The organism is Proteiniphilum sp. X52 (assembly GCF_003712195.1).
Lineage (GTDB): Bacteria > Bacteroidota > Bacteroidia > Bacteroidales > Dysgonomonadaceae > Proteiniphilum.
Genome location: NZ_RDSD01000014.1, coordinates 1 through 23,919, shown reverse-complemented (window position 1 = coordinate 23,919; position 23,919 = coordinate 1). Strand labels below are relative to the sequence as shown.

General features: G+C 48.2%; 23 protein-coding genes. 16 read left to right on the top strand and 7 right to left on the bottom strand.

What is annotated here, in order from left to right:
• Positions 1-12 precede the first annotated feature (12 nt).
• Positions 13-507 carry a GNAT family N-acetyltransferase gene (locus D7D25_RS11665; RefSeq protein WP_122969132.1) on the top strand — a complete coding sequence of 165 codons (495 nt, stop codon included), beginning with the start codon at positions 13-15 and terminating at the stop codon, positions 505-507.
• The gene (locus tag D7D25_RS11660; RefSeq protein WP_148038920.1) at positions 504-860 is read left to right on the top strand and encodes a hypothetical protein; all 357 of its coding nucleotides are present in this window, start codon (positions 504-506) and stop codon (positions 858-860) included. Before D7D25_RS11665 ends, D7D25_RS11660 begins: the two co-directional genes overlap by 4 nt.
• Here D7D25_RS11660 and D7D25_RS11655 read toward each other — a convergent pair.
• The 5 genes from D7D25_RS11655 to D7D25_RS17870 all read right to left on the bottom strand — a co-directional run bounded on the left by D7D25_RS11655 (position 854) and on the right by D7D25_RS17870 (position 6,718).
• The gene (locus tag D7D25_RS11655) at positions 854-1,411 is read right to left on the bottom strand and encodes a chromate transporter (RefSeq protein ID WP_122969130.1); all 558 of its coding nucleotides are present in this window, start codon (positions 1,409-1,411) and stop codon (positions 854-856) included. The two genes, D7D25_RS11660 and D7D25_RS11655, sit on opposite strands and share 7 nt — an antisense overlap.
• A 1-nt stretch (position 1,412) precedes the next feature.
• Positions 1,413-1,961, bottom strand: coding sequence for a chromate transporter (locus D7D25_RS11650; RefSeq protein WP_185140256.1), 549 nt, complete (start codon positions 1,959-1,961; stop codon positions 1,413-1,415).
• A gap of 630 nt (positions 1,962-2,591) precedes the next feature.
• Positions 2,592-3,947 (bottom strand): TrpB-like pyridoxal phosphate-dependent enzyme, encoded by a 1,356-nt coding sequence (locus D7D25_RS11640; RefSeq protein ID WP_122969127.1) that lies wholly within the window; start codon positions 3,945-3,947, stop codon positions 2,592-2,594.
• Positions 3,948-4,049: 102 nt separating this feature from the next.
• Positions 4,050-6,353, bottom strand: a complete 2,304-nt coding sequence (locus D7D25_RS11635; RefSeq protein ID WP_122969126.1) for an NADP-dependent malic enzyme — start codon at positions 6,351-6,353, stop codon at positions 4,050-4,052.
• A 107-nt stretch (positions 6,354-6,460) separates the two neighbouring features.
• The gene (locus D7D25_RS17870; RefSeq protein WP_148038919.1) at positions 6,461-6,718 is read right to left on the bottom strand and encodes a hypothetical protein; all 258 of its coding nucleotides are present in this window, start codon (positions 6,716-6,718) and stop codon (positions 6,461-6,463) included.
• A gap of 93 nt (positions 6,719-6,811) precedes the next feature.
• On the opposite strand from D7D25_RS17870, the gene D7D25_RS11625 reads away from it, so the two are divergent.
• From D7D25_RS11625 to pncB, 8 genes are all read left to right on the top strand, one after another.
• Positions 6,812-7,420, top strand: coding sequence for a TetR/AcrR family transcriptional regulator (locus D7D25_RS11625; RefSeq protein WP_122969124.1), 609 nt, complete (start codon positions 6,812-6,814; stop codon positions 7,418-7,420).
• Between the two features lie 274 nt (positions 7,421-7,694).
• Entirely contained in the window at positions 7,695-9,143 is a 1,449-nt protein-coding gene (locus tag D7D25_RS11620) for a TolC family protein (protein WP_255417281.1), read from the top strand.
• Positions 9,144-9,226: 83 nt separating this feature from the next.
• On the top strand, positions 9,227-10,249 hold the full coding sequence (locus D7D25_RS11615; protein ID WP_122969182.1) for an efflux RND transporter periplasmic adaptor subunit: 1,023 nt from the start codon (positions 9,227-9,229) through the stop codon (positions 10,247-10,249).
• Between the two features lie 60 nt (positions 10,250-10,309).
• A complete protein-coding gene (locus D7D25_RS11610; RefSeq protein WP_122969122.1) occupies positions 10,310-13,462 on the top strand; it encodes an efflux RND transporter permease subunit in 3,153 nt (1,050 codons plus the stop codon).
• Positions 13,463-13,522: 60 nt separating this feature from the next.
• The gene (locus D7D25_RS11605; RefSeq protein WP_122969121.1) at positions 13,523-13,816 is read left to right on the top strand and encodes a PG0541 family transporter-associated protein; all 294 of its coding nucleotides are present in this window, start codon (positions 13,523-13,525) and stop codon (positions 13,814-13,816) included.
• Between the two features lie 391 nt (positions 13,817-14,207).
• Entirely contained in the window at positions 14,208-14,603 is a 396-nt protein-coding gene (locus D7D25_RS11600; protein ID WP_158602604.1) for a co-chaperone YbbN, read from the top strand.
• 25 nt (positions 14,604-14,628) lie between these two features.
• Positions 14,629-14,826 carry a hypothetical protein gene (locus D7D25_RS11595; protein WP_122969119.1) on the top strand — a complete coding sequence of 66 codons (198 nt, stop codon included), beginning with the start codon at positions 14,629-14,631 and terminating at the stop codon, positions 14,824-14,826.
• A 396-nt stretch (positions 14,827-15,222) separates the two neighbouring features.
• Complete coding sequence (pncB, locus tag D7D25_RS11590) at positions 15,223-16,395, top strand: nicotinate phosphoribosyltransferase (protein WP_122969118.1); 1,173 nt, start codon at positions 15,223-15,225, stop codon at positions 16,393-16,395.
• Here pncB and D7D25_RS11585 read toward each other — a convergent pair whose 3' ends face one another.
• Positions 16,396-18,090 carry a M23 family metallopeptidase gene (locus tag D7D25_RS11585; RefSeq protein WP_122969117.1) on the bottom strand — a complete coding sequence of 565 codons (1,695 nt, stop codon included), beginning with the start codon at positions 18,088-18,090 and terminating at the stop codon, positions 16,396-16,398. It abuts the gene before it with no gap.
• A 226-nt stretch (positions 18,091-18,316) separates the two neighbouring features.
• Positions 18,317-19,516: a bifunctional phosphopantothenoylcysteine decarboxylase/phosphopantothenate--cysteine ligase CoaBC gene (gene coaBC, locus D7D25_RS11580; protein ID WP_122969116.1), complete on the bottom strand. Its 1,200-nt coding sequence runs from the start codon at positions 19,514-19,516 to the stop codon at positions 18,317-18,319.
• A gap of 304 nt (positions 19,517-19,820) precedes the next feature.
• Between coaBC and D7D25_RS11575 the strand changes: the two genes are divergently transcribed.
• From D7D25_RS11575 to D7D25_RS11550, 6 genes are all read left to right on the top strand, one after another.
• Positions 19,821-20,177, top strand: coding sequence for a PadR family transcriptional regulator (locus D7D25_RS11575; RefSeq protein ID WP_122969181.1), 357 nt, complete (start codon positions 19,821-19,823; stop codon positions 20,175-20,177).
• Positions 20,178-20,184: 7 nt separating this feature from the next.
• A complete protein-coding gene (locus tag D7D25_RS11570) occupies positions 20,185-22,179 on the top strand; it encodes a PspC domain-containing protein (protein WP_158602603.1) in 1,995 nt (664 codons plus the stop codon).
• A gap of 150 nt (positions 22,180-22,329) precedes the next feature.
• Positions 22,330-22,590 (top strand): reverse transcriptase domain-containing protein, encoded by a 261-nt coding sequence (locus D7D25_RS11565; protein ID WP_370453854.1) that lies wholly within the window; start codon positions 22,330-22,332, stop codon positions 22,588-22,590.
• A 199-nt stretch (positions 22,591-22,789) separates the two neighbouring features.
• On the top strand, positions 22,790-22,975 hold the full coding sequence (locus D7D25_RS11560) for a type II toxin-antitoxin system HicA family toxin (RefSeq protein ID WP_122969180.1): 186 nt from the start codon (positions 22,790-22,792) through the stop codon (positions 22,973-22,975).
• Between the two features lie 50 nt (positions 22,976-23,025).
• Positions 23,026-23,430 (top strand): hypothetical protein, encoded by a 405-nt coding sequence (locus D7D25_RS11555; RefSeq protein WP_148038918.1) that lies wholly within the window; start codon positions 23,026-23,028, stop codon positions 23,428-23,430.
• A gap of 130 nt (positions 23,431-23,560) precedes the next feature.
• Positions 23,561-23,821 (top strand): reverse transcriptase domain-containing protein, encoded by a 261-nt coding sequence (locus D7D25_RS11550; protein ID WP_370453853.1) that lies wholly within the window; start codon positions 23,561-23,563, stop codon positions 23,819-23,821.
• The last annotated feature ends 98 nt before the right edge of the window (positions 23,822-23,919 follow it).

Here is a 23,919-nt window from a genome sequence, read left to right as displayed (position 1 = left end):
AAATAATTGAAAATGATCACCCGGATACGACCCGCGACCCATGGCGATCTGCCGCAGGTGATGGAAATATACGCCATCGCGCGCGATTTTATGCGCCGCACAGGAAATGCTTCGCAATGGATAGAGGGATATCCTTCCACTGTATATATCACGGAAGAGATTGGTGCCGGACATAGTTTCGTTTGCGAAAACCAGGATGGAGAGTTGGTCGGGACTTTCTGCTTTATGATGGGTGAAGACCCCACTTATAAGAAGATATATGAAGGGGAATGGCTCAATAGTGACCCCTATGGGACAGTGCATCGTCTCGCGTCGGCAGGAAAGGAAAAAGGTGTGGCTGAAGCTTGTTTCCGGTGGTGTTTCGAACAGTGCCCCAACATCCGGGTAGATACCCATCGTGATAACCGGGTGATGCGGCAGATCCTGGATAAACTCCGATTCACCCGTTGCGGTGTCATCTATGTGTCCAACGGAACTGAACGGCTTGCTTATCAGAAAGTGGTATGATGAAAATAAATAGAATAGGACAGAAATTGATATTTGGGAGAGTTGCGGGATTATGGGGCTTGGTATCAGTTCCGTTGCCGGCTGTTGCCGGCGAAGAGATAACCGGCGTCAACCTCAATATAGATATTGACTACACGAACGATCCATTTTATACTGAAAGATGGTTTTTGATCCTGATTGCGGCATTCCTCCTGTTCTTGCTGGTACTACTTATCCGTGGCGGAAAGAGAGCGGGGCGTAGGCAGAAAGCAAGGAAAGCTTTGAAAAAAGCACTAAAAGAGTCAGAGGAATTCCAAAAGGAGGCATTCCATGGGACGAATGAATCCGGGATATCGGAGAAACCGGTTCAGTAAAGAATCAACCCGATCACGCCGGAGAGAAAAATGAGCAGAATGGGGTCTACCTTTTTGATGGATGCCACTAATACCGCTCCGAAAATAATCCAACTTCTATAATCGATAAAATTGTAGGGGGTGACCAGCATAAGTGCCGCGGAGGCAATCAATCCGATAATAGCCGGCTTTAGTATCGAGAGGGCCGACCGCAACCATGGGTTATTCCTGAGGCGGAAGAAAAAGGCGGTGGCAAGTGTCATCAGGATAAGAGAGGGAAGACTTACCGCGAAGGTGCAGATTGCCGAGCCTATCACCCCGTAACCCGACCCAAAGCCCATCTCAGTAACGGCCGAATAGCCTATATAGGCCGCTGAATTGAAGGCTATGGGCCCGGGCGTGGTCTGTGAGATGGCCACAATGTCGGTGAAATCGCTTACCGACATCCATTGATGCGTATCGACGATCTCGTGCTGTATAAGAGGCAGCATGGCATACCCTCCTCCGAAACCGAACAGGCCGATCTTAAAGAATGCTACAAACAATGCCAGATAGAGGTCAAATAGTTCCATTTTACTTATTTATTTTCGTCCTCAAATAAAGAAAATGGGAAATTCCTAAAAGGATAGCCGCCAGTACAACATACATGGGGGAGACGTTTAGCTGCCAGACCACAAGTGCCACGGCTACGGGAATCCACAGGTTTTTCCATCTCACCCCGGCCGATTTGCCCAGGCTCAACAAGGGCGCGGCAATCAGTGCCACCACCGCGGGACGGATACCTTTGAATATACGCTCTACTACCTGGTTATCCTTGAACTGGGTGAACACCATGGCGATAAGCAGGATCACGATAAAGGAGGGTAAAATAACACCCGCCGCGGAAAAGAGGCTGCCTTTAAATCCCCGCCGTTTATGTCCCACGAACAAGGCTGTGTTGAGGGCGATCGGGCCGGGCATCGACTGGGCAATGGCAAGCATATCTATGAATTCGTCATCTTCTATCCACCTCTTTTTGTCGACTACCTCGTTGCGGATAAGGGGAATCATGGCGTAGCCTCCTCCAAAAGTGAAGGCGCCGATCTTAAAGAAGATCAGGAAGAGTTCCCAATATTGTTTTATTGTAGCCATCAAACTAATGTGTCAATGTGTCAATGTGTCAATGTGTCAATGTGTCAATGTGTCAATGTGTCAATGTGTCAATGTGTCAATGTGCCAATGAGACTAATCCCGACAAGTCGGAACATGTAGTGCCAATGAGACTGATAAAACTAATGTGATAATTTTACGATTTGATTACGTCGATTTGCAATTCATAATCTTGAATCTGAATTGAAACAATGTTCGGCAGAGCCAAAATCAGCGTGGCTAAATCTTGAATCATCTTCCATATAAAGTGAAAAGCAGATTGCAATCAGAGAAGATCTTCTTGCTAATCTGCTTTTTATAAAAAAGCCGCATCGGTGGAATAAGACGAAACTCCTTATGACAGGATTTGAGTGTCCCGGTATCTTTGTAATCCGCTGTTCCGGTAAAACCGGAATCCCGGAGGATGCGGCCCGCCATTGATACCAAAAACGAGTCTCGGTTCATAAAATGTAATTGATGAGTTTCCCAATCGACCAATGCGGCAATAACTCATTCAATTCTATTTTCAAAGATAGGGGCTAAAAATGAAACTTCCAAATTATTTATGTTATTTTTTGCCCTTTTTCGTTTGTTTATCCGCAATAGCGCTAATTCTCAATGAGATCAGCACTCAGCTGAATATTTGCGGATATCTTCATCCGACACCTCATGATTCCTCAGGTCACCCGCCAGATATTGGTCGTAAGCGGCCATATCTACCAATCCGTGTCCGGAGAGATTGAAGAGAATGACCTTTTCTTTTCCCTCTTCTTTGGCTTGCAATGCTTCCCGGACGGCGACAGCGATAGCATGGGTCGATTCGGGGGCAGGGATGATACCTTCGGTGCGGGCAAAGAGTATGCCTGCTTCAAAGGTTTCCAGCTGTTTGATGCTTACCGCCTCAATCAACTTGTCTTTCAGCAGTTGGCTCACGATACTGCCTGCCCCGTGATAACGCAATCCTCCGGCATGGATATTGGCCGGTGCGAATTTGTGGCCCAATGTGTACATCGGGATCAGCGGTGTATAACCGGTCTCGTCGCCAAAGTCGTAACGGAACTCCCCTCGCGTCAGCTTGGGACAGGAAGCAGGCTCGGCCGCAATAAACCGGGTGTGGGTTCTTCCGGCAATATTGTGGCGAAGGAAGGGAAAGCTGATGCCGGAAAAGTTGGAGCCACCGCCGAAACAGCCGATGATCACGTCGGGATACTCCTCGGCCATTGCCATCTGTTTCTCTGCCTCCAGACCGATGACCGTCTGGTGCAGTGCCACATGGTTGAGCACACTTCCCAGCGCATATTTGCATTTGGGGGTCTGCATCGCCAGTTCAATGGCTTCGGAAATGGCTGTGCCTAAACTGCCCTGGTAATTGGGATGTTCGGTGATGATCTTCCGTCCTGCTTTAGTCGACATGCTGGGAGAGGGGATCACCTGCGCTCCCCAAGTCTGCATCAGCGAGCGTCGGTAAGGTTTCTGTTCGTAGCTGATCTTTACCATATACACGGCCAGTTCCAGGTCGAATGCTCTGGCGGCGAAGGCCAGCGCGGTACCCCATTGTCCGGCTCCGGTCTCGGTAGTGATATTGGTGATCCCTTCTATCTTATTGTAGTATGCCTGGGGTAGTGCCGAATTGAGTTTATGGGATCCGACCGGGCTCACACTTTCGTTTTTAAAGTAGATATGCGCCGGTGTGTCGAGTGCCTTTTCCAATCCGGTAGCACGTACCAGCGGGCTGGGGCGGTATATCTTGTACTTTTCTCTCACCTCTTCAGGGATATCAATCCATACGTCGGTCTGGTTCATCTCCTGACGCGACAACTCTTCGGCAAAAAGAGGATAAAGATCTTCCGCTTTCAACGGCTGTTTCGTCTGCGGGTTGATCATGGGTTGGGGTTTGGTTTTCATTTCAGCGGTCACATTGTACCACCGTGTGGGGATCTCTTCTTCCGGGAGAATGAATTTTTTTCTTTTTTCCATCATTGCTATATTTGTTTGGGTTTGATTTTCTGTTTGTTTCTCCCTGCAAAACCGTTTTACAGGGTAGTTGCCCGGATTTACATTGCCGGGGTGAGGTGATCTCTTCTATTCTATCCTTGTGAGGTTGTTGGTTTGGATATTTTCCTCCACAATCGCATCGATTACCGCTACGGCTACCATGTGGACTATATCGCGTACCGATGTTTCCACATCGAGGATATGCACCGGTTTATTCAATCCCATCTGGATGGGGCCGATAATGTCGCTTGTCCCTGTCTCCCTCAATAGTTTGTACGCCGAATTGGCCGAGCTGAGGTTAGGAAATACCAGCGTATTCACCTCTTTGCCCTGCAGGCGGGTGAACGGATATTTCTTGTCGCGCAACTCTTTGTTGAGCGCGTAGTTGACCTGCATTTCACCATCGACTACCAGGTCCGGGTATCTTTCGTGCAGCGTCGCCACCACCTTGTGCACGCTGGCGGGACTGCCCACCGAGTCGGCCCCGAAATTGGAATAGGAAATCATGGCGATCACCGGGTCATGCGCGAAGAACTTGACGGTGGCGTTGGCCAGCCGGGCGATATCTATCAACGCTTCGGTGTCGGGGTGGCGGTTGAAAAGGGTATCCGCGAGGAAGAGCACACCTTTTTTAGTATTGACGATATGCATGGCGCCGATATGGTTCAACCCGTCGCGGATGCCGATCACCTCCTTGGCAATATCGGTGGTGTCGGCGTACTTGCTGAAAACCCCTGTGATCATGGCATCGGCATCACCGGTCTCCACCATCATCATGCCGAAATAGTTGCGTTCGAACATCTTTTCCGCTGCCTCATCGAAGGTCATACCCTGCCGTTTCCGCTTCCGCGCGAGAATTTCGGCGTAGCGTAAACGCCGCTCTTCTTCGCGGTCGTGCCGCAGGTTTACAATCTCGATTCCTTCGAGGCTGATCTGGTTTTCTTTCGCCGTTTTGGAGATCTTTTCTTCATTCCCCAGCAAAACAGGGTGGCAGATCCCTTCGGCATACGCCCTCTCGGCTGCCTTGAGCATATTCAGGTGGTTGGTCTCGGAGAAGACCACACGCTTGGGATTCTGGCGCGCCATTTCGAACAGGCGGCGGATCATCTTGTTGTCCAATCCCATCAGGTCGCGCAACTTGTGGTCATATTGTTCCCAGTCGGTGATCGGCTTGCGGGCTACGCCCGATTCCATTGCCGCTTGTGCCACCGCGGGGGCAACGGTGGTCAGCAATCGCGGGTCCAGTGGTTTGGGAATGATATAGTCTCTGCCGAAACTCAGTTTCTTGATGCTATAGGCGGCATTCACCACGTCGGGTACCGCTTTTTTAGTCAGCTCTGCCAGAGCGTGCACCGTGGCGACTTTCATCTCTTCATTGATGCAGGTTGCCTGCACATCGAGCGCTCCGCGGAAAATATAGGGGAATCCCAAGACATTGTTAATCTGGTTGGGATAATCGGAACGCCCTGTCGCGAAAATAATGTCCTCTCTTGAAGCCATGGCCAGCTCGTAAGAAATCTCGGGGTTGGGGTTGGCCAGCGCGAATACGATCGGGTCGGAATTCATTGACCGGAGCATTTCGGGCGTGAGAACATCGGCTACGGAAAGGCCGAGAAACATATCGGCGTCCTTTATAGCTTCCTCTAAAGTAAAGATATGGCGGGTGGTGGCAAATGGTTTTTTGCGGTCGTTCAGGTCAGTCCTCGAAGTGTTGATCACCCCTTTGGAGTCAAGCATCACGATATTTTCCGGTTTTGCTCCCAAAGCGATGTACAACCGTGTGCAAGAGTTGGCAGCGGCTCCCGCACCGTTCACCACGATACGGATATCTCCAATCTTCTTACCGTTTAGTTCCAAAGCATTCAACAATCCGCAGGCCGAGATGATTGCCGTACCATGCTGGTCGTCGTGCATGATGGGCATATCCAGCTCATTTTTCAGGCGTTCCTCGATCTCGAAGCATTCCGGCGCTTTGATATCCTCCAGGTTGATGCCGCCGAAAGTAGGGGAGATAGCCTTCACCACTTCAATAAATTTTTCAGGGTCTTTCTCGTTTACCTCGATATCGAACACATCGATCCCGGCGAATATTTTGAAGAGCAATCCTTTCCCTTCCATCACCGGTTTGCCGGCCATCGCGCCGATATCACCCAGCCCCAGTACGGCGGTGCCGTTGGAGATTACTGCCACTAAATTACCTTTCGACGTGTAATCATAGGCTGTGTGCGGATCTTTTTCGATCTCCAGGCAAGGTTCTGCCACACCGGGAGAGTAGGCGAGTGAGAGATCGCGTTGCGAGCTATGGGGTTTTGTGGGAACGACTTCTATTTTTCCGGGACGCCCTTGCGAATGATAAGCCAGCGCGTCGTCATGTAGTTTATTATTTGCCATTTTGATTGTTATTGTGCGGTAAAAATATAAATGTGTGCAAATTTAGAAAATTATCATCACAAATTATAATTTTTATTGCTTCTCCCCCACAATATCAATAAACATTTTCATACATTTACAGCCATTTTCCGATTTGGTTGATCGCGGGACTCTTCTTCCGGCTTCCCCCTATAGCGGAAGCTTATCCTGGATTTGTCAGCGGCGTGGATAAATATTTTGGCGCTATCCATTGGCCGGTATTGTTTATCCTCCTGCGACTGGTGCTTGGAAATGGGTATGGGTATGCTGCTGGCAGTGACAGGAGCAGGGCCGGCGTTGCGGGCCACAAGGCGCTGCCGCCCGCGCGGAAGCTCCGGGCGCCACACAAATTTATAGGTAAACTATGTTAAAACTTTGGAAACTGATTTGACTTTTCGGGTTTTCCGCTTTACCTTTGCTCCGCTTTTTTAGATAGAAAAATGGAATTAAAGGAACGAATTATAGAAAAAGCAGGTGATCTGTTCCGGCAATACGGTATAAAGAATGTGTCGATGGATGAGATAGCATCCTCTATAGGTATCTCTAAAAGAACATTGTATGAGAATTTCAAAGATAAGGAAGATATTCTGTTGTCGACTCTTCTCTGGTTTGGAGATAGAAGAAAAGAGATGTTTGAAACTCTATTCGCCCAATGCGATAATGTGGTGGAGGTTTTTATCAAAATCATCGAAGTGCATGAGAATACACCTGTTTGGAATGTGAAATTCTTCGAAGACATTCAGAAATATTATCCTCGGGCTGCCAGTCTGATCAGGAGGCATACCGAGATCAATAATGTTGATTTGAGGAATTTCCTGCGGCAGGGGATTGAAGAGGGATATATCCGTGAGGATCTGAATGTGAATGTAGCTGCCTTTCTGGTAGAAGAAAGCACCTACACTTATATCCGCGCCTCCTACCTCGAAAAGCCTCCTTTTTCGTTTAGAGAACTTTTCTACACAATGATGATCAATTTTTTACGGGGTATCATGACCGGCAAAGGGATTCGGATTATAGATGCCCACCTGGAACAACAAAAAAACAAATGAACTATTTCGTTAAGCAAGTGCAAAGTGAATTTATTTACTTTGCCGAGCGCAGAAATAGTCTAATGAAATTGAACTATTTCGTTAAGCAAGTGCAAAGTGAATTTATTTACTTTGCCGAGCGCAGAAATAGTCTAATGTAATTGAACTGTTTCGTTAAGCAATACGAACAGAAAACAAGCTTGCTTGGATTATGTCGTTGCCAGAATTGAAAATCGAGGAGCGAAGGCGACTCAAATAGTCTAATGTAATTGAACTATTAAAACAAGTGATTATAATGAATCTACGAAGCAAAATACTATTATTACTGATGGTGCCGGGCCTTGCCGGCTTATCGAGGGCGACAGCGCGACAAACCGATAGTTTGCGGATCGATTTGAACCGGGCATTGGAGATCGCCTTGAGCGAAAATCCCACAATAAAGGTCGCCGATATGGAGATCACCAAGAAGCAGTATGCGAAGAAATCAGCCTACGGAGCCCTTATGCCTCAGATGGATCTGATCGGGCAGTACCAGCGGGCCATCAAAAGGCAGACGGTATATTTTGATGAAGGTTTCAGCCTGATAGGTGGCGGCATCAATCCCGGAGACTATACCGACAAAGAGTTAGAGGTACTGCAGGTGTTGCAAAAGGTGATGGGTGGTGATACCGAAAGTTCCGGAGAAGGTATCCAGATGGGACGTTTCAATTCCTGGTCGGCGGGGTTGAATGTAAGCCTGCCGTTGGTGGTACCCTCGCTCTGGAAAAATATCCAGATGAGTGAGGTGGATATCCAACTTTCCATGGAGAAAGCGCGCGCGTCGCGCATCGATCTGGTGAACCAGGTGAAGAAATCATTCTTCAGCCTGCTGCTGGCACAGGACAGCCACGACGTATTCAGGAAAACCTACGAGACAGACTCCATTAACCTGGAGGACATCCGTCTCCGATACAATCAGGGGATAGTGGCCGAATATGATGTGATCACCGCCGATGTGCGGCTGAAAAGCCTTATCCCCAGTATACTCCAGTCGGAGAATATGATGAAAATCGCCGAACTGCAACTGAAAATGCTGATGGGCATAGACAGCGATCTGCCGCTGAAAGTGGTGGGTTCGCTGGATGATTATCAGAAGAGTATGTTTGATGCCATTATCCCGGCGGACACTTCGCTCATCAACAACAGCGATATCAGGCAATTCGACCTGCAGGCCGAACAAGCTCTGAAAGCCTATGAACTGCAGAAACTGCAGTATGCTCCCTCACTGGTTACCTCTTTCAACTGGACTTATATGAGCCAGAACAACGATTTCAAGATCAACACTTACCGATGGGATCCTTATTCCATGCTGGGTGTTACGCTTCAGATACCTCTCTTCAGCGGCGGACAACGCTACCACAACTTGAAACAATCGCAGCTACAGCTATGGCAGTTGGATGAACAGCGCAAGGATGTGGAAAGAGGACTCAAGTTGTCGATCAGAAACAATTACGACCTTATCCACAAAAATATCGAACAGGTAGTGGCCGCACAGTCGTCCGTCGAACAGGCGCGTAAAGGACATGAGATCACCCTGAAGCGGTACGAGACGGGGATGGGCACCATCGTGGATGTCAATGCGGCGGCACTGGCCGTGCTCAACGCCGAGTTGCAGTACAGGAACGCCATTTACGATTATCTCTCGGCCAAAGCCGACCTGGAAAAGGTGCTCGGTTATGATATCGCACCGGTGAATTTTGAGTGAAAAGGTGTTATACGACCGGGGGACTGCGGAGATGGTGAGATTTTGAAATCCCAAATTTAAAAATAAAATATATGAATAATTATATGAGACGATACAGTTTATTGAGAATAACTCCTTTGCTGGCAGTCGCATTGCTTGCCTCCTGCGGGGGAGCAGACCGTACCGGAAGCGCTGAAAGTGAAGCTTCACGGAAAACCAAGGTACGTGTGGAAGAGGTGCAGTTAGTGCCGGTGGAGCAGATATCTACCTTTACCGCCACGGTAGAGGCCGATCAGGTGAATAATATTGCTCCCGCCATGGGAGGACGGATCCGCGAGATTAAAGTGGATGTGGGTTCGCAGGTTCGTCGCGGGCAGACCCTGGTAACCATGGATAAGGCAAACCTTTCACAACAACAGACACAGGTGGCCACCTTAAAGAGGGACTATGAACGTTATAAAGAGCTATATGAAGTGGGGGGTATTTCCAAACAGCAGCTCGATCAGGCAAAGACCCAACTCGATGTGGCGGAGTATGCCCTGAATAATCTGGATGAGAATACCACACTGACCAGTCCGGTGAACGGGGTGGTGACTGCCCGTAATTACGATCCGGGTGATGTGGCCGGACAATTACCTATCCTCACCATTGAGAGTATCAATCCGGTGAAGGTGAAAGTCAATATTTCAGAGTCTTATTATAGCCAGGTGGTGAAGGGAATGCCTGTGGAAGTGTCAGTAGACGCCTTGGGCGGTGAAAGATTTCAGGGGAGTGTGTCACTGGTTTACCCCACGCTCGACCCGGTTTCGCACACTTTTACCGTGGAGATATCGGTGCCTAATGGTGATCAGCGGCTGCGTCCCGGCATGTTCGCCCGTGTGAGGATGAATTTCGGCACCAACGAGCGTCCGTTGCTTTCCGACAGGGCTGTCCTCAAGCAGGTCGGCTCAAACGACCGTTATGTGTTCGTGGAAAAAGAGGGAAAGGCTATCTACACTTTGGTACAACCGGGAGTCCGTATCAACGATAAATATGAGATCGTCTCAGGACTGAACGACGGTGACAGGGTAATCGTGGAGGGGAATACAGGCCTGATTGACGGGACTGAGGTGGAAGTTATTGATTAAAATTCAAGATTGATTATTTCGAACCTGGAATATTGAATCTGGAATAAAAAATAAAATAGTATGAAGATATATGAAACCGCGGTAAAAAATCCCGTGGGAACATCATTGATATTTATCGGTGTTGTGCTGATAGGCATTTTGTTCTACAGGCAATTGCCTATAGACCTCTATCCCAATATCGACCTGAATATCGTCTCGGTCATGACCTCCTATGCGGGCGCGGGTGCCGAAGACGTGGAGACCAATGTGACCCGTCCGCTGGAAGATGTCCTGAACTCTACCGAGAAACTGAAAGAGATTACATCACAATCCCGGGACGGTATGTCGATGATCATGCTGGAGTTCGAATTCGGCACAGATATGGATGCCGTGATGAACGATGTGCGGGACAAGGTGGCCCTGGTATCGGGATTCCTTCCCGACGGGACGGAAGACCCCATGATCCTGAAATTCAGCTCCGACATGATACCGGTGGTGGTGCTCTCCGCCACCGCGCAAGAGAGCTCGGGAGCACTCTATAAGATACTCGACGAACAGGTGGCCAACCCGCTCAACCGTATTTCGGGTGTGGGAACCGTTTCTGTCAGTGGTGCCCCCCAAAGGGAGATACAGGTGAATGTGATACCTGAAAAACTGGAGGCATACAATATTTCCCTGGAACAGATCGCACAAGTGATCGCCACTGAAAATGTGAATGTCCCCGCCGGTAATTTCGATATCGGCACGCAGACCTATATGTTACGCCTGGAGGGGGAATTCAAGAACAGCCGCGACCTGAACGATATCATTGTGGGTAACAACCAGGGACGCGCCATCTATCTGCGGGATGTGGCCTCGGTGAAAGACACGCTGGAGTCCCGTATACAGGAGAACTATACCAACGGGCAGCGGAGTGCTTCCATCGTGGTCCAAAAACAGTCGGGTGCCAATACGGCGGCCATTGCCGACGCGGTGAAGGCGCAAATGCCCGAACTGGAGAAGAGCCTTCCGCCCGATATCAAGCTGGTTACGGTAATGGATACTTCTGATTATATCAAGGTGTCGATCAACAGTTTGCTCGAGACGATCCTGCTGGCGCTGGTCATTGTGGGCATCATCGTCCTTCTCTTCCTGGGGCGGTGGCGTGCCACCATCATTATCATGGTGACCATACCTATCTCGCTGATCGGTTCGTTTATTTATCTTTACCTCACCGGGAATAGTATCAATATTATCTCGCTCTCGGCTCTTTCCATTACTATCGGGATGGTGGTGGACGATGCCATTGTGGTGCTGGAGAACATTACCTCCCATATTGAACGGGGAAGCCGTGTCAGACAGGCTGCTGTGTACGGTACGGAAGAAGTATCCCTTTCCGTAATCGCCTCTACACTGACCATTATTGCGGTATTTCTTCCGATGACCATGGTCAGTGGTTTTGCCGGTGTGATGTTCAATCAGTTGGGATGGATGGTAACCATCATCATCTCGCTGTCGCTGATCATAGCCTTGACACTTACTCCGATGATGAGCGCGAAGATGATGCGCTCGAACAAGGATGCCAAGGTGTCCGGTTTCGACAGGTGGTACAATAAAAAGGTATTACCGGTACTCAACAGGATCGACCATGCTTACTCCCGGGTGGTGAATTGGGTGGCCCGCAGGAGACGACTCACCATGTTGGGTGTGTTCGTTGTTTTTATCATAAGTGTGGTGATCAGTGCCATCACGTTGAAAACGGAATTTATGCCGGCATCGGACAACAACCAAATTGCCATTACCGTGGAGATGCCTACCGGAACCCGTATGGAAGTCGCCCGGGAAACCGGCCACAGGATAGCACAGGGAATGCGGGAGAAATATCCGGAGATCCAGATCATCTCTTTCAGTGTGGGGGCCGCCGATGAAGATAACACCTGGGCGGCCATGCAGGATAATGCTTCCAATATCATGACCTATACGATGCGTTTGACGGAGGCCAAGAACAGGAAAAAGACCATCTATGATATATCTGACGAAATACGTCGGGATCTTGCCAATATGCCGGAGTTGCACCGTTTCCAGGTAATGCCGGGCGGAGGCAATATGGGGATGACCGGAGGAAGTAATGTCGCGGTGAATATCTACGGTTATGACCTTGCAACCACCGACCAACTCGCTGCCGAGATGAGAACCAAACTGGAAGGAGTGAAAGGATTGCGCGATATCACGGTATCGAGAAAAGATTACCGGATGGAGTACCAGATACAGTTCGATCGCGAGAAATTAGCGTTGAACGGATTGAACATGAGTACGGCGGCCAATGCTATCCGAAACAGGATCAACGGTCTTGTCATGTCACGTTTCCGTGAAGAAGGAGAAGAGTATGATATCCGGGTGCGGTATGAAGAACAATACCGGCAGTCTATCGAAGATGTCGAAAACATACTGATATACAACACGATGGGAGCCGGTGTGCGGGTGCGCGATCTGGGAACAGTGATAGAAACTTCCACATTGCCGCAGATCGACCGGCAGGATCGCCAGCGTATTGCGACGGTGACCGGTACCATTTACGGACGTGCCCTCAGTGAGGTGGTGGCCGATGTAAATACCATTATGTCCCAAGCCGATCTGCCGGCAGGCGTGCAGATGGAGATAGGTGGGTCTCTGGAAGACCAGCAGGAATCATTTTCACAGTTGGGACTTCTTCTTATGATCGTTTCTCTGCTGGTATATATTGTATTGGCATCGCAGTTCGAGTCGCTCTCCTATCCGTTTATGATCATCCTGACCGTGCCGTTTGCTTTTACCGGTTCAATCCTCTTCCTTGCCCTCACGGGTGAACCGCTCGGTATTATGGGATTTGTCGGGTTGATCATGCTTGTGGGAATGGTGGTGAAAAACTCTATCGTGTTGATCGACTATATCAACCTGAACCGGGAGAGGGGCATGTCCATCATCACGGCGGTGGTGCATGGAGGCCGTTCGAGGTTGCGCCCCGTATTGATGACCACCCTTACTACTATCCTGGGTATGATTCCCCTGGCAATTGGCACAGGTCAGGGATCGGAGATGTGGAAATCTCTGGGGATCTCCATTATAGGAGGTATGACCTTCTCCACCATCATTACCCTCATACTGATCCCGGCGCTCTATTCCATGATGGCTGGCTACGGTGTGCGCAGAAGGCGCAGGAAACACCGCGCTGAATTGATAGTTGATAATGGACAATGGACAACGGATAATTGGTAATGGGAATTTGTTAATTCCTCACTTCTAATTTCTTAGTTCTCACTTCTAATTTTTAAAAAAATGAAAGCAGTAATGATAACTTTGGACCAGGCGCATTACGATGAGATCGTGGCCAACCTGAGTTCGCTCAATATACGCGGGTTCACTTCATGGAAAGAGATCCACGGACGGGGAAGCAAGACCGGAGAGCCGCATTACGGCTCCCACGCCTGGCCTTCGGTGAACAAGGCCATCCTCACCATTGTGGAGGATGACAGGGTGAAGCTGTTGCTCGACTATCTGAGGGAACTCGATGAGGAATCGCCCAACTTGGGCCTGCGCGCCTTTGTCTGGAATATTGAAGATATGATGTGATTCTTTGGTCCGGATGATCAATTTCGGAAAGGCGTTGCTCAAAAAATGGCGCCTTTCTTTTTTTGATTTTCCGTCGTACATGTTTCAGTCGGCCACATTTGGGTGCCGGTTTTGTACAGTTGGGTAACCAAAACATTCGTTTCGGTAAGTTTGTGAAAAAAGGCGGGGAACTCTACCATAACTTTGTATTACGAAAAATAGGAGGGTAATCAATTTTATCATCCAATAAAACGAGGATTAGAAATAGCAATGGTCTCTACCGTATCCGTAATGGTGTGCTCGATGAGGAGTTTTACAGGAATGATCTTATTGGGAAGGCAAATCATAAATAAATCTTGAGTAAATGAATATGAGCAATGGTCACTCTTTTTATTTCAAACCCTGGCATTTTTTGCTGGCAATTGTAATATTCTTCGTGCTGACCGGAGTTATAGCCGAAAAAAAAGTCAACCATATCCCTTTGTCGGAGAACACCAATTCCATTCTCACGGAAGTGGATGAGATTAGTCTGGACAAAGAGGGCATAACCTTTCTGTTTTTCTATAGGAAAGATTCCGAATTGTGCCAAAAGATGCGCCACAATATAGAACAGTTGGATGCGGAAAATCTTCAAGGTATTCATTTTTATGCCATGGACATTGAAGGGCATGCCGAATATTATTATAAATACAATGTCTCGGGTATTCCCAATTTATTAATATTTAATGGGGATGTTGAAACAAAACGAGTCATGGGGGTCGTATCTGCCGGCAATTTAGAGAAAATAGTGAATAAGATGCATCATTAAGAATGTTCCATCAGCCGTTATCGTTATGAAGACATTTTTTTTATTTTTCAGGAAAAACAGGGCCTCTTTCCTTGGAATGATGCTGGGATCGATTGCCGGATATTTTTACTGGCAATATTATGGGATCTATGACGGTACCTTTGGTTTTTCGTCGGAATGGTGGGCTAATTGCATCTATGGCTTATTGCTTGGAGGATTGATAGGCAGCTTCATGAGGAAGTAAATCTTTCCGTTCCTTTTTAGCCTTCATGTTTTTTACCATCGGTTTACAATCTCCCGGTTTTTTCGATTCGTTTAAAAAGAATGGGAAAAATCTGTTGATGATGGCAAAAACCGATTTCACCGGTCTCCAACTCATTGAAAATCAATAGTCGTTTTGAGGGAAATTTGGGTAAAAAAGACTTTTCGGAGGGGACTCAAGAATAAAAAGAGAGGTGAACCGGATTTGGGTTTGAGATGTTGTATTATTCAACTACAATGGTCATTTTGAGTCGCCTTCGCTCCTCTATTTTCAATTGAGTCGCCTTCGCTTCTCAAGGGTTAATTGAGTCGCAGGCTCCTCTAAATTTGCGCTGCCCTCGCTTGACGCAAACGATCAATAAATTGAATCAAAAGAGATATGGCAATTATGAAGAGTATCCTCGATACCGATCTTTATAAGTTTACCACCGGTTATGCCTATTCGAAGCTCTTTCCAAGGGCTTACGGCGAGTTTGAATTCATCGACCGGAGTAATGGTGATTATCCGGAAGGATTTGACCGACTGCTGAGAAAAGAACTGGAGAAGATGTCGAACCTCGCGCTCACCAAAGAGGAAGAGGCATTTGTAAGGAGGCAAATGCCTTATTTGCCGCCCATTTATATCGATTTCCTGAAAGGATTCCGGTTCGATCCCTCGGAAGTGGAGATCGGCATGGTGGGGAGCAAGTTGCATATAAAGGCGATCGGTCTCCTTTACCGTGTCACTCTCTGGGAAACGCCTATCCTGGCCACCGTATCGGAGCTTTTTTTCCGTGAGACTGGCCGCTATCCCGACCTGAAATATATGGAAGCGGTCACTGTGGAGAAAGCGAAGAAAATGCGGGAACACAATCTTTCCGTTTCCCTTTTCGGAATGAGGCGGCGGTTCAGCGCCGACGTGGAAGACCGGGTGACCGGGCTGTTGAAGCAACATGCCGGCACCAGTCTCTATGGGACGAGCAATGTCTATATGGCATTTAAGCATAACCTGAACGTATCGGGTACCCATCCGCACGAATGGGTGCAGTTCCACGGGTCGATCTACGGTTACAAGATGGCCAATTATATGTCGATGGAGAATTGGATCAATGTTTACGACGGAGACTTGGGTACTGTGCTGACCGATACTTATACCACCGATGTTTTTCTGCGTAACTTCAGTAAAAAACACGCGTCGCTCTTCACCAGCCTGCGTCACGATAGCGGTGATCCGTTCTTGTTTACCGACAAGGTGATCCGGCGGTATGAGGAGTTACGTGTAAATCCTAAACTCAAATACCTGGTTTTTTCCGACAGCCTGAATGTGGACAAGGCTATTCAAATCAAAGAATATTGCGGTGACCGCATCGGCGCCACTTTCGGGATTGGCACAAATCTGACAGCCGATGTAGGGAACGATATCAAAGGGATGAATATCGTGATGAAGCTTTTCCGCTGCAAGATGACTCCCCGCGAGGAGTGGCAGGAGTGTGTCAAACTATCGGATGTAGAGGGTAAGCATACCGGCAGCGAGCGGGAGATAGCGATTGCCCAGGCGGTACTGGGGTTGTGATTAATAAAAGAAATTGTAGGTATACTCGCTTCGGTTGCCTGTCCCGTCAACAACAGTAAAGACCAATACCTGCTGTTGGCCTTTTGTCAGCCGGCTGTCATCAAACCGGTAGGTATAGATCGATGATTTGCTGTCGTGTGTGAACAATACATAGTCGCCGTTGATCTCTCCCCTGAATGAGGCGATACCGCTCTTGTCATCCCTGAGCCGGATGCGGATGCGTTTTTGATTTACCCAGGTGGCTGGTTCCAGAGGTGTTATCACGGGAGCGATAGTATCGGCCGATATGGCGTACCGATCACCCAGCTCGCGGATGCTGGCTTTGACACCTCCCCGGACATACTCTCCCCCGACCCAACTTTCCGATCCGTTGCCGTTGATCCTGACGATCCCGTAATTTTTTTTGTTCGGCAATGTGTCGGTATGCATGCCGATCCACATGTCTGCACCGTTGTGCAGTGGGACAGGGGTGTCATTTACCCGGTGCAGGTCGGAATAATGGTGGGGGCTTTTGGTGGAGGAGTGGAAGAAGCAGATATCATCATACAGGTTTCCTTTTGGAATTTGTAATTGAAACCCCATCTCCATAAAAGAGTTATGGAGGTTCCAGGCCATCCAGTTGTTACAATCCGGTCTTTGGGGGATAGGCTGGGATTTTCCGTCGACGGTGAAATTGTAGGTCAGCCTGTTCCCGTAATGATCTTCCAGTTCATACCGGAATCGGTAGGGCCTCTCTTCGTCAATATGGATATATCCGTTGTTTTCGGCTTCATAGAATGGAAGGGTGTTGCCCGGCTCAATAAATGATTTCATAAAGAATGACCGTTGCCTTCTCCAATCTTCAAAATCGATGAAACTGTTCAGCATACGTGTCTCCGCGAATGAGAACCGGTGTATGCCACTGCTGAATATTTGACGGTCATCCACGAAAAGACGGATATGTTTTACCCCGTAGATGTTATTTTGGCCGTCCATCCGGTCGTATGCCTTCACACCCACGCCAATGCGTCCCCACGCCTCAATGTTTTTTCCCAGTGGTGACGGATTTCCCGCTTTATCTTTGCTGATATCCAGTCTGACCGGATTGGCGCTACCGTTAACTACCCCTTTTTCAAGGATGGGGTAAAAGGTGATTCCCTGAATATCCGGTTTTTGTGAATCGGGTATCTTCGCCAGAAATTCCAATGCGTCCAGCGGCTCTTCCGTGTGGCTATCGCGTATCTCAAAATGGAGATGGGGCCCGCCCGAACTGCCGGTGTTGCCGCTCAACGCAATTTGTTCTCCTTTCTTTACCGGCAACATGCCCGGCTCCGGATAAAGAATGACACTGAATCGCTCCTGCCGGTATTGTTGTTCCTTTACCCATTCGGCGATCTCTCTGGAGAAGCTGTTGAGATGCGCGTAGACACTGGTATGGCCGGTAGAAGGATGATCTACATAGAGTGCCAACCCGTAGCCCCCGGGGGAGACACTGACGCGGGAAACATACCCGTCCTCGATGGCGACGATGGGCTTGTCGACCATCTGTTGTGTCTTGAAATCGATCCCCGAATGGAAATGATTATTCCTTAATTCACCGAAGTTGGCGCTAAGAGCCGGCGAAATGGTGACGGGATTTCTATATTGTTGCGGATAAGACAGGAGGGTACCGGTGAAAAACAAGAAAAGTATAAGTTGTGATTTATGTAGTCGCATTATATCGTTAAGAGTGAAAAATGAAAAATGAAAAGTGAAAAGTGAAAAGTGAAGAGTGAAGATCAGAGCCGAGAGAGGAATTAAAAACAGTTTCTAAGATTGATGACGGAACCAAGACTTTAGATTCCGGGTCTCGGATCTTGGGTCTCGGATCTTGGATCTTGGGTCTCGGATCTCGGGTGTCGGCTCTCGGATTTGGATATTGGAGACTGCTGATTTCAAATTATCAATCACCAAAAACCGTGTCAATAATATCTTTTGCCACTTCCTTCTTTGATTTCAGCGAGAACGATTGTTTTTCGCCGTCGCGGGAAAGGATCGTCACTCGGTTCGTGTCGTGTCCGAAGCCTGCTCCCCGGTCATTCAGTGAGTTGAGCACAATGTAGTCGAAGTTTTTTTCTTCTACCTTTTTTATCGCATTCGATTCTTCGTCGTTGGTCTCCAGGGCAAAACCGATACTCAATTGCCCCGGTTTTTTTATTTTTCCGAGCGAAGCTGCGATATCGGGATTGGGAACAAGAGAGAGTGACAAGTGCTCATTTGCCGACCGTTTAATTTTCTCCTCACTCATTCGCTCCGGACGGTAATCGGCTACTGCTGCCGAGAGGATGGCTGCATCCATTTGCGGGAAAATCTTGAGTGCGGCGTCATACATCTCGACGGCTGACTCCACATTCACCCTTAATATATTGGGATGTGAAACTGATAACGCGGAGGGGCCTGTGATCAGGATCACCTCAGCACCCCTTGAGGCGCATTCTTCCGCCAAAGCGAATCCCATCTTCCCGGAAGAGAAATTGCCGATGAAACGTACCGGATCGATCCGTTCATAAGTCGGCCCCGCGGTGATCATGATCTTTTTCTTGTCAAGATCATTTCCGGTAGCCAAGAACCGTTCCAGAACGGAGACAATATTTTCCGGCTCTTCCATCCTGCCTTTCCCTTCAAGATGGCTGGCCAGCTCCCCGTCGGTCGCATCGATGATCTGCACTCCGTCGCTTTTCAGTTTCTCGATATTGCGTTGGGTGGAAATATGCCTGTACATGTCGAGATCCATGGCCGGCGCCACAAAGACAGGCGCTTTCATGGAAAGATAGGTGGTGATAAGCATATTGTCGGCCACCCCGTTGGCCATCTTGCCGAGGGTGGCCGCCGTTGCCGGAGCCACAATCATCACGTCGGCCCACAATCCCAGATCCACATGGCTGTGCCAGGTACCATCGCCCGAGGCGAAAAAATCACTGATCACCGGCCGGCCCGAAAGCGCGGAGAGCGTCACCGGCGTGATGAACTCCTTCCCGGCCGGGGTGATCACGATCTGTACTTCCGCTCCCTTTTTTATCAACAGCCGGGTGAGAATAGCCGATTTATAGGCTGCGATGCTGCCTGTGATACCTAATACAATATGTTTTCCCTGAAGCGACATACATGTTCATTTGATGATCCCGACAAGTCGGGACAAGTTATGTTACTTTGATGATCCCGGCAAGTCGGGGCAAGTTATGTTATTTTGATAATCCCGATAAATCGGGGGACTACTTGTCCCGATCTCCCGGGACGTTGTCACGATTGATGTGCAAAAGTAACAAGAATCAAACTCTATACAGTCCCATTCAGACCACATTCGTCACTTTTAATGTTAAATAAAATTAATACCGGGAAAATATTTGGTACTTTGTATTGCATAATACCTTGCTTTGGGTATCTTTGCGATACAAAATGATACAGAGATGAATATTGAAAATACGCAAAGCCAGATGCGAAAGGGAGTACTGGAATATTGCATTCTTTCCATCATCAGAAGGGGCGAGGCCTATCCCGGCGATATTATCGACGAGATGAAGAATGCCGGATTGCAACTTTTGGAGGGAACCCTTTATCCTTTGCTCAACCGTTTGAAGAATGCCGGAATACTTACCTACCAGTGGGTGGAAAGTACTTCGGGGCCTCCGCGCAAATATTTCCGTCTGACGGAAAAGGGAGACGAGTTTTACATCCTCCTGCAAGCCACCTGGAATGAGTTAGCGACGGGAGTTGAGACCCTCACGCAAAAGAGGGGCGAGTCACATGAAAATCAATCAGAATAGCATCCATATGAAGAAAGTAATCAACATTAATTTTCAGGGTCAGGTGATTGCCATCGAGGAGAGTGCTTACGAAATGCTGAAGCAGTATATTGGTAGTCTCAAGACCTATTTTTCCCGCGAAGAGGGCGGCGATGAGATTGTGAACGACATAGAATGTCGTATCGCCGAATTGTTTGGCAACCGTTTGAAGCATGGCATCCATTGCATCACTGATGAAGATGTGAAAGCTGTTATCGACAGTATCGGCAGGCCGCAGGAATTTGATTCGGATTACGAGGAGGTTGCGGGCGCAGGGCAGGAATCCCAAACATCTCAACCCGGTACGGGAAATTCCGGTACCCCCAAAAGTGAGACTTGGTCAACCGGGAGCGAACGCCAAAGTTTACACCGGAATGCCGGCGACCGGATCATTGGAGGTGTTTGTGGCGGGTTAGCGCACTATTTCAAAACCGACCCCGTATGGATAAGACTTCTCTTTGTGTTGTTCTTCGGATTTCTTTTTTGGATATACATTGTATTATGGATCGTGTTAAAACCGAAAGTGTTGGAATCGAATGTTTCCAAGCGGCTTTACCGCAACCCCAACGACCGTTTTATCGGTGGGGTGTGCGGCGGTATTGCTGCCTATTTCCGCATCGATTCATGGATACCCCGTCTCCTGTTCCTTACACCGCTTGCATTGAATATGATCGGGATGATCTCCGTTTTTCCGTTGAACCGGATCTTTGACAATGTGAGTTTCAACTGGAATATCAACTCGAGTCTGGTGGTAGTCTATGTTGTCCTTTGGGCGATTATTCCCGTGGCAAAGACCGTGAAACAGAAGCTGGAAATGATGGGTGAAGAGGATTATATCCGTTCGATCAGGGAAAAGGTGACCGACAATGTGGCAAGTTCGCGGAGCCGTACCTCCCATGAGGGAAACTTTCGCCCTTCGGTAGGAAAAAAAGAGGCTTTCCTTGCCGCGGATCCGGGAGTGAAGGGTGATGAGGATGGAGAAGGTGAAGCCGGCCGGATGGAGCAGATGCCGCCCGAACCGCCTCTGTATGAGCTCCGTGGAGCGACAGTATCCCCGCCTGAACGCTCCGGCTGTCTGAATGCATTGGTGATCTTTCTGAAAATCATCTTCTTCTCTGTCGTGGGAATCTTCTTGTTGGTGTTGATCGGTCTGTTTGTCGGATTATTAGCCACCGGAACAAATCTCTCGCCATTGAAGTCGCTGTTTATCGATCCCGGTTATGAGACCAGTTTGCTTTTTATTGCACTGGGATTGATCTTCCTCGTACCTATCATAGCTGTCGTTGCATGGTTCATACGTCGTGCCATGAAAGCCAAATCGCGTCCGGCTATCGGGATTGTCGCCTCTCTGTTTTGGATGGCAGGCCTGGTGGTTTCCGGCATACTGGGCGCACGGGTAGCCGACAAGTTCAGCGTGGAAAGCTCCAGCGAAAGAACCGTCTCCATCGCGCCGGTTCATTCGGGCAAGATGTATGTGGAGATGCAACCCTATAGTGAAGATTATGCTGAATTCAAGACAGGATACGGGCCGGGCACTAAAATCAACGAACTGCCTTATACCACGATCAATGAAGATTCGCTCCTTTTTGATAACATTAACCTTCAGATAGGTAAAAGCGGCGACTCGTTGTTCCATGTGCGGGTCATATCTGCCATACATGGCAAAGATCTTCGTTCCGCCAAAGCCGATATCGCGCAGTTTTCTTATGAGATTGTACAGAAAGACTCCCTGTTGTTACTTCCGGAATTCTTTTCGGTACCGGTGGAGCAGGGATTCCGAAACCAGAGCATCACCGTGGAAATATCGGTGCCGGCGGGCAAAACCATTGAGATGAGTGAAGCTCTGCGTGATTATAAAGACAACAGGCCTCCGGCCGTCGTGCGCAAGAGGATCAGGAATTACTCCCGCAATACCAATTATCTGCCTGTGGATATTTCTGGAGAGGGGGAAGTTTTTATGACACTTTCCACTGACTCGATATAAATAACTGTTTTATTCTACTCTACTTGACTTTTCATTGTGAACAGGAAGGCCGTTCCCCCGGGGAGCGGTTTTCCCTTTTTTGTATGACGGGCATGATGTACATCTGTGGTGAAAGTCCACACGGGGCGTAGTCACCGACGAACCCAATAGCTGGAGAAATACTTCGACAACGTTCCACAAGACAAGCTGATGAGCTACGTTGGCAGGGTAATCCGAGACCCGTACACCGAGAGCCTGATACGCAAGTGTCTGAAATCGGGAGTAATGGAAAACGGGATATATTCGGCTACCGAAGTAGGCACACCGCAAGGGGGAAATTTGTCGTCCTTGTTGAGCAACATGATGCTCAACGAACTTGACAAAAGAAATCCTGCTGCGCAGGGGCTTAGTCAGTGTGCTGGACTACTATGAGATTAGACATTCTTTGAAAACAAATTAAACCGCCGTATGCCGAACGGCACGTCCGGTGGTGTGAGAGGGCGGGGGAGTAATCCCCCTACCTACTCGATAAGAAAATCTGTATTTTTATTGAAAATAATCAGGAATTTATTTGCATATGTACGCAAATATGCGTATTTTCGTAGTGTTGATTGTAAAAACAAAGCGATCTATGAAACTTTTGCTTTTACAACAAAAGCTTAGAGCTTTAGGCTGCGAATTTCAACGGCAAGGCGGTAACCACGAGATATGGAGTTATGAAAATGGACGAAATTTTCCACTTCCAAGACATAAGGATATCGATGAGAGGTTAGCCAAGTCGATGATTGAAAAAGCCAAAAAGGACAGGAGGGGTTAATCCTCCTGTTCTTAATCAACATTCATACAATAACATAATAATAAATGGGTATGAAAAAATTAAAAGTAACGATTACAATTACAAAAAATGGACCTGAAGGATATATCTGCACATGTGATTATCCTTTCGAACATTTTGATTTGGGTGGGGCCGGTTCTACCGTAGAAGAAGCAAAAAAGGATTGCTTTGCATTTTACGATGAAATGAAAGAAGAGTATCCGGACGAATCTTTCCCCGAATTGGAAGTGGATTGGGTATTTGATTTCCCCAGCTTCTTCAATCATTTCGATTTTTTAAATGTTACCAAGGCTGCAAAATATATGGGGATGAGCCCGTCTAACTTCCGGCATTATGCTGCAGGTTCGAAAAATATGTCGCAAAAGCAATTTCAGAAAGTAAAAGAGGCGTTCAACAGAATGGCGGATGAGTTGAAAGAATCTACCCTTACAATGTAACGCTATAAGAGCCTTTGTTTTTTAATCAACGATTGGCCTCCGGTTTTCCGGGGGCTTTTTTGTATGACGGGCATGATATACATCTGTGGTGAAAGCCCACACGTGGCGTAGTCACCGACGAGCCCAATAGCTGGAGAAATACTTCGACAACGTTCCACAAGACAAGCTGATGAGCTACGTTGGCAGGGTAATCCGAGACCCGGACACCGAGAGCCTGATACGCAAGTGTCTGAAATCGGGAGTAATGGAAAACGGGATATATTCGGCTGCCGAAGTAGGCACACCGCAAGGGGGAAATTTGTCGCCCTTGTTGAGCAACGTGATGCTCAACGAACTTGACAAAAGAAATCCTGCTGCGCAGGGGCTTAGTCAGTGTGCTGGACTACTATGAGATTAGACATTCTTTGAAAACAAATTAAACCGCCGTATGCCGAACGGCACGTCCGGTGGTGTGAGAGGGCGGGGGAGTAATCCCCCTACCTACTCGAT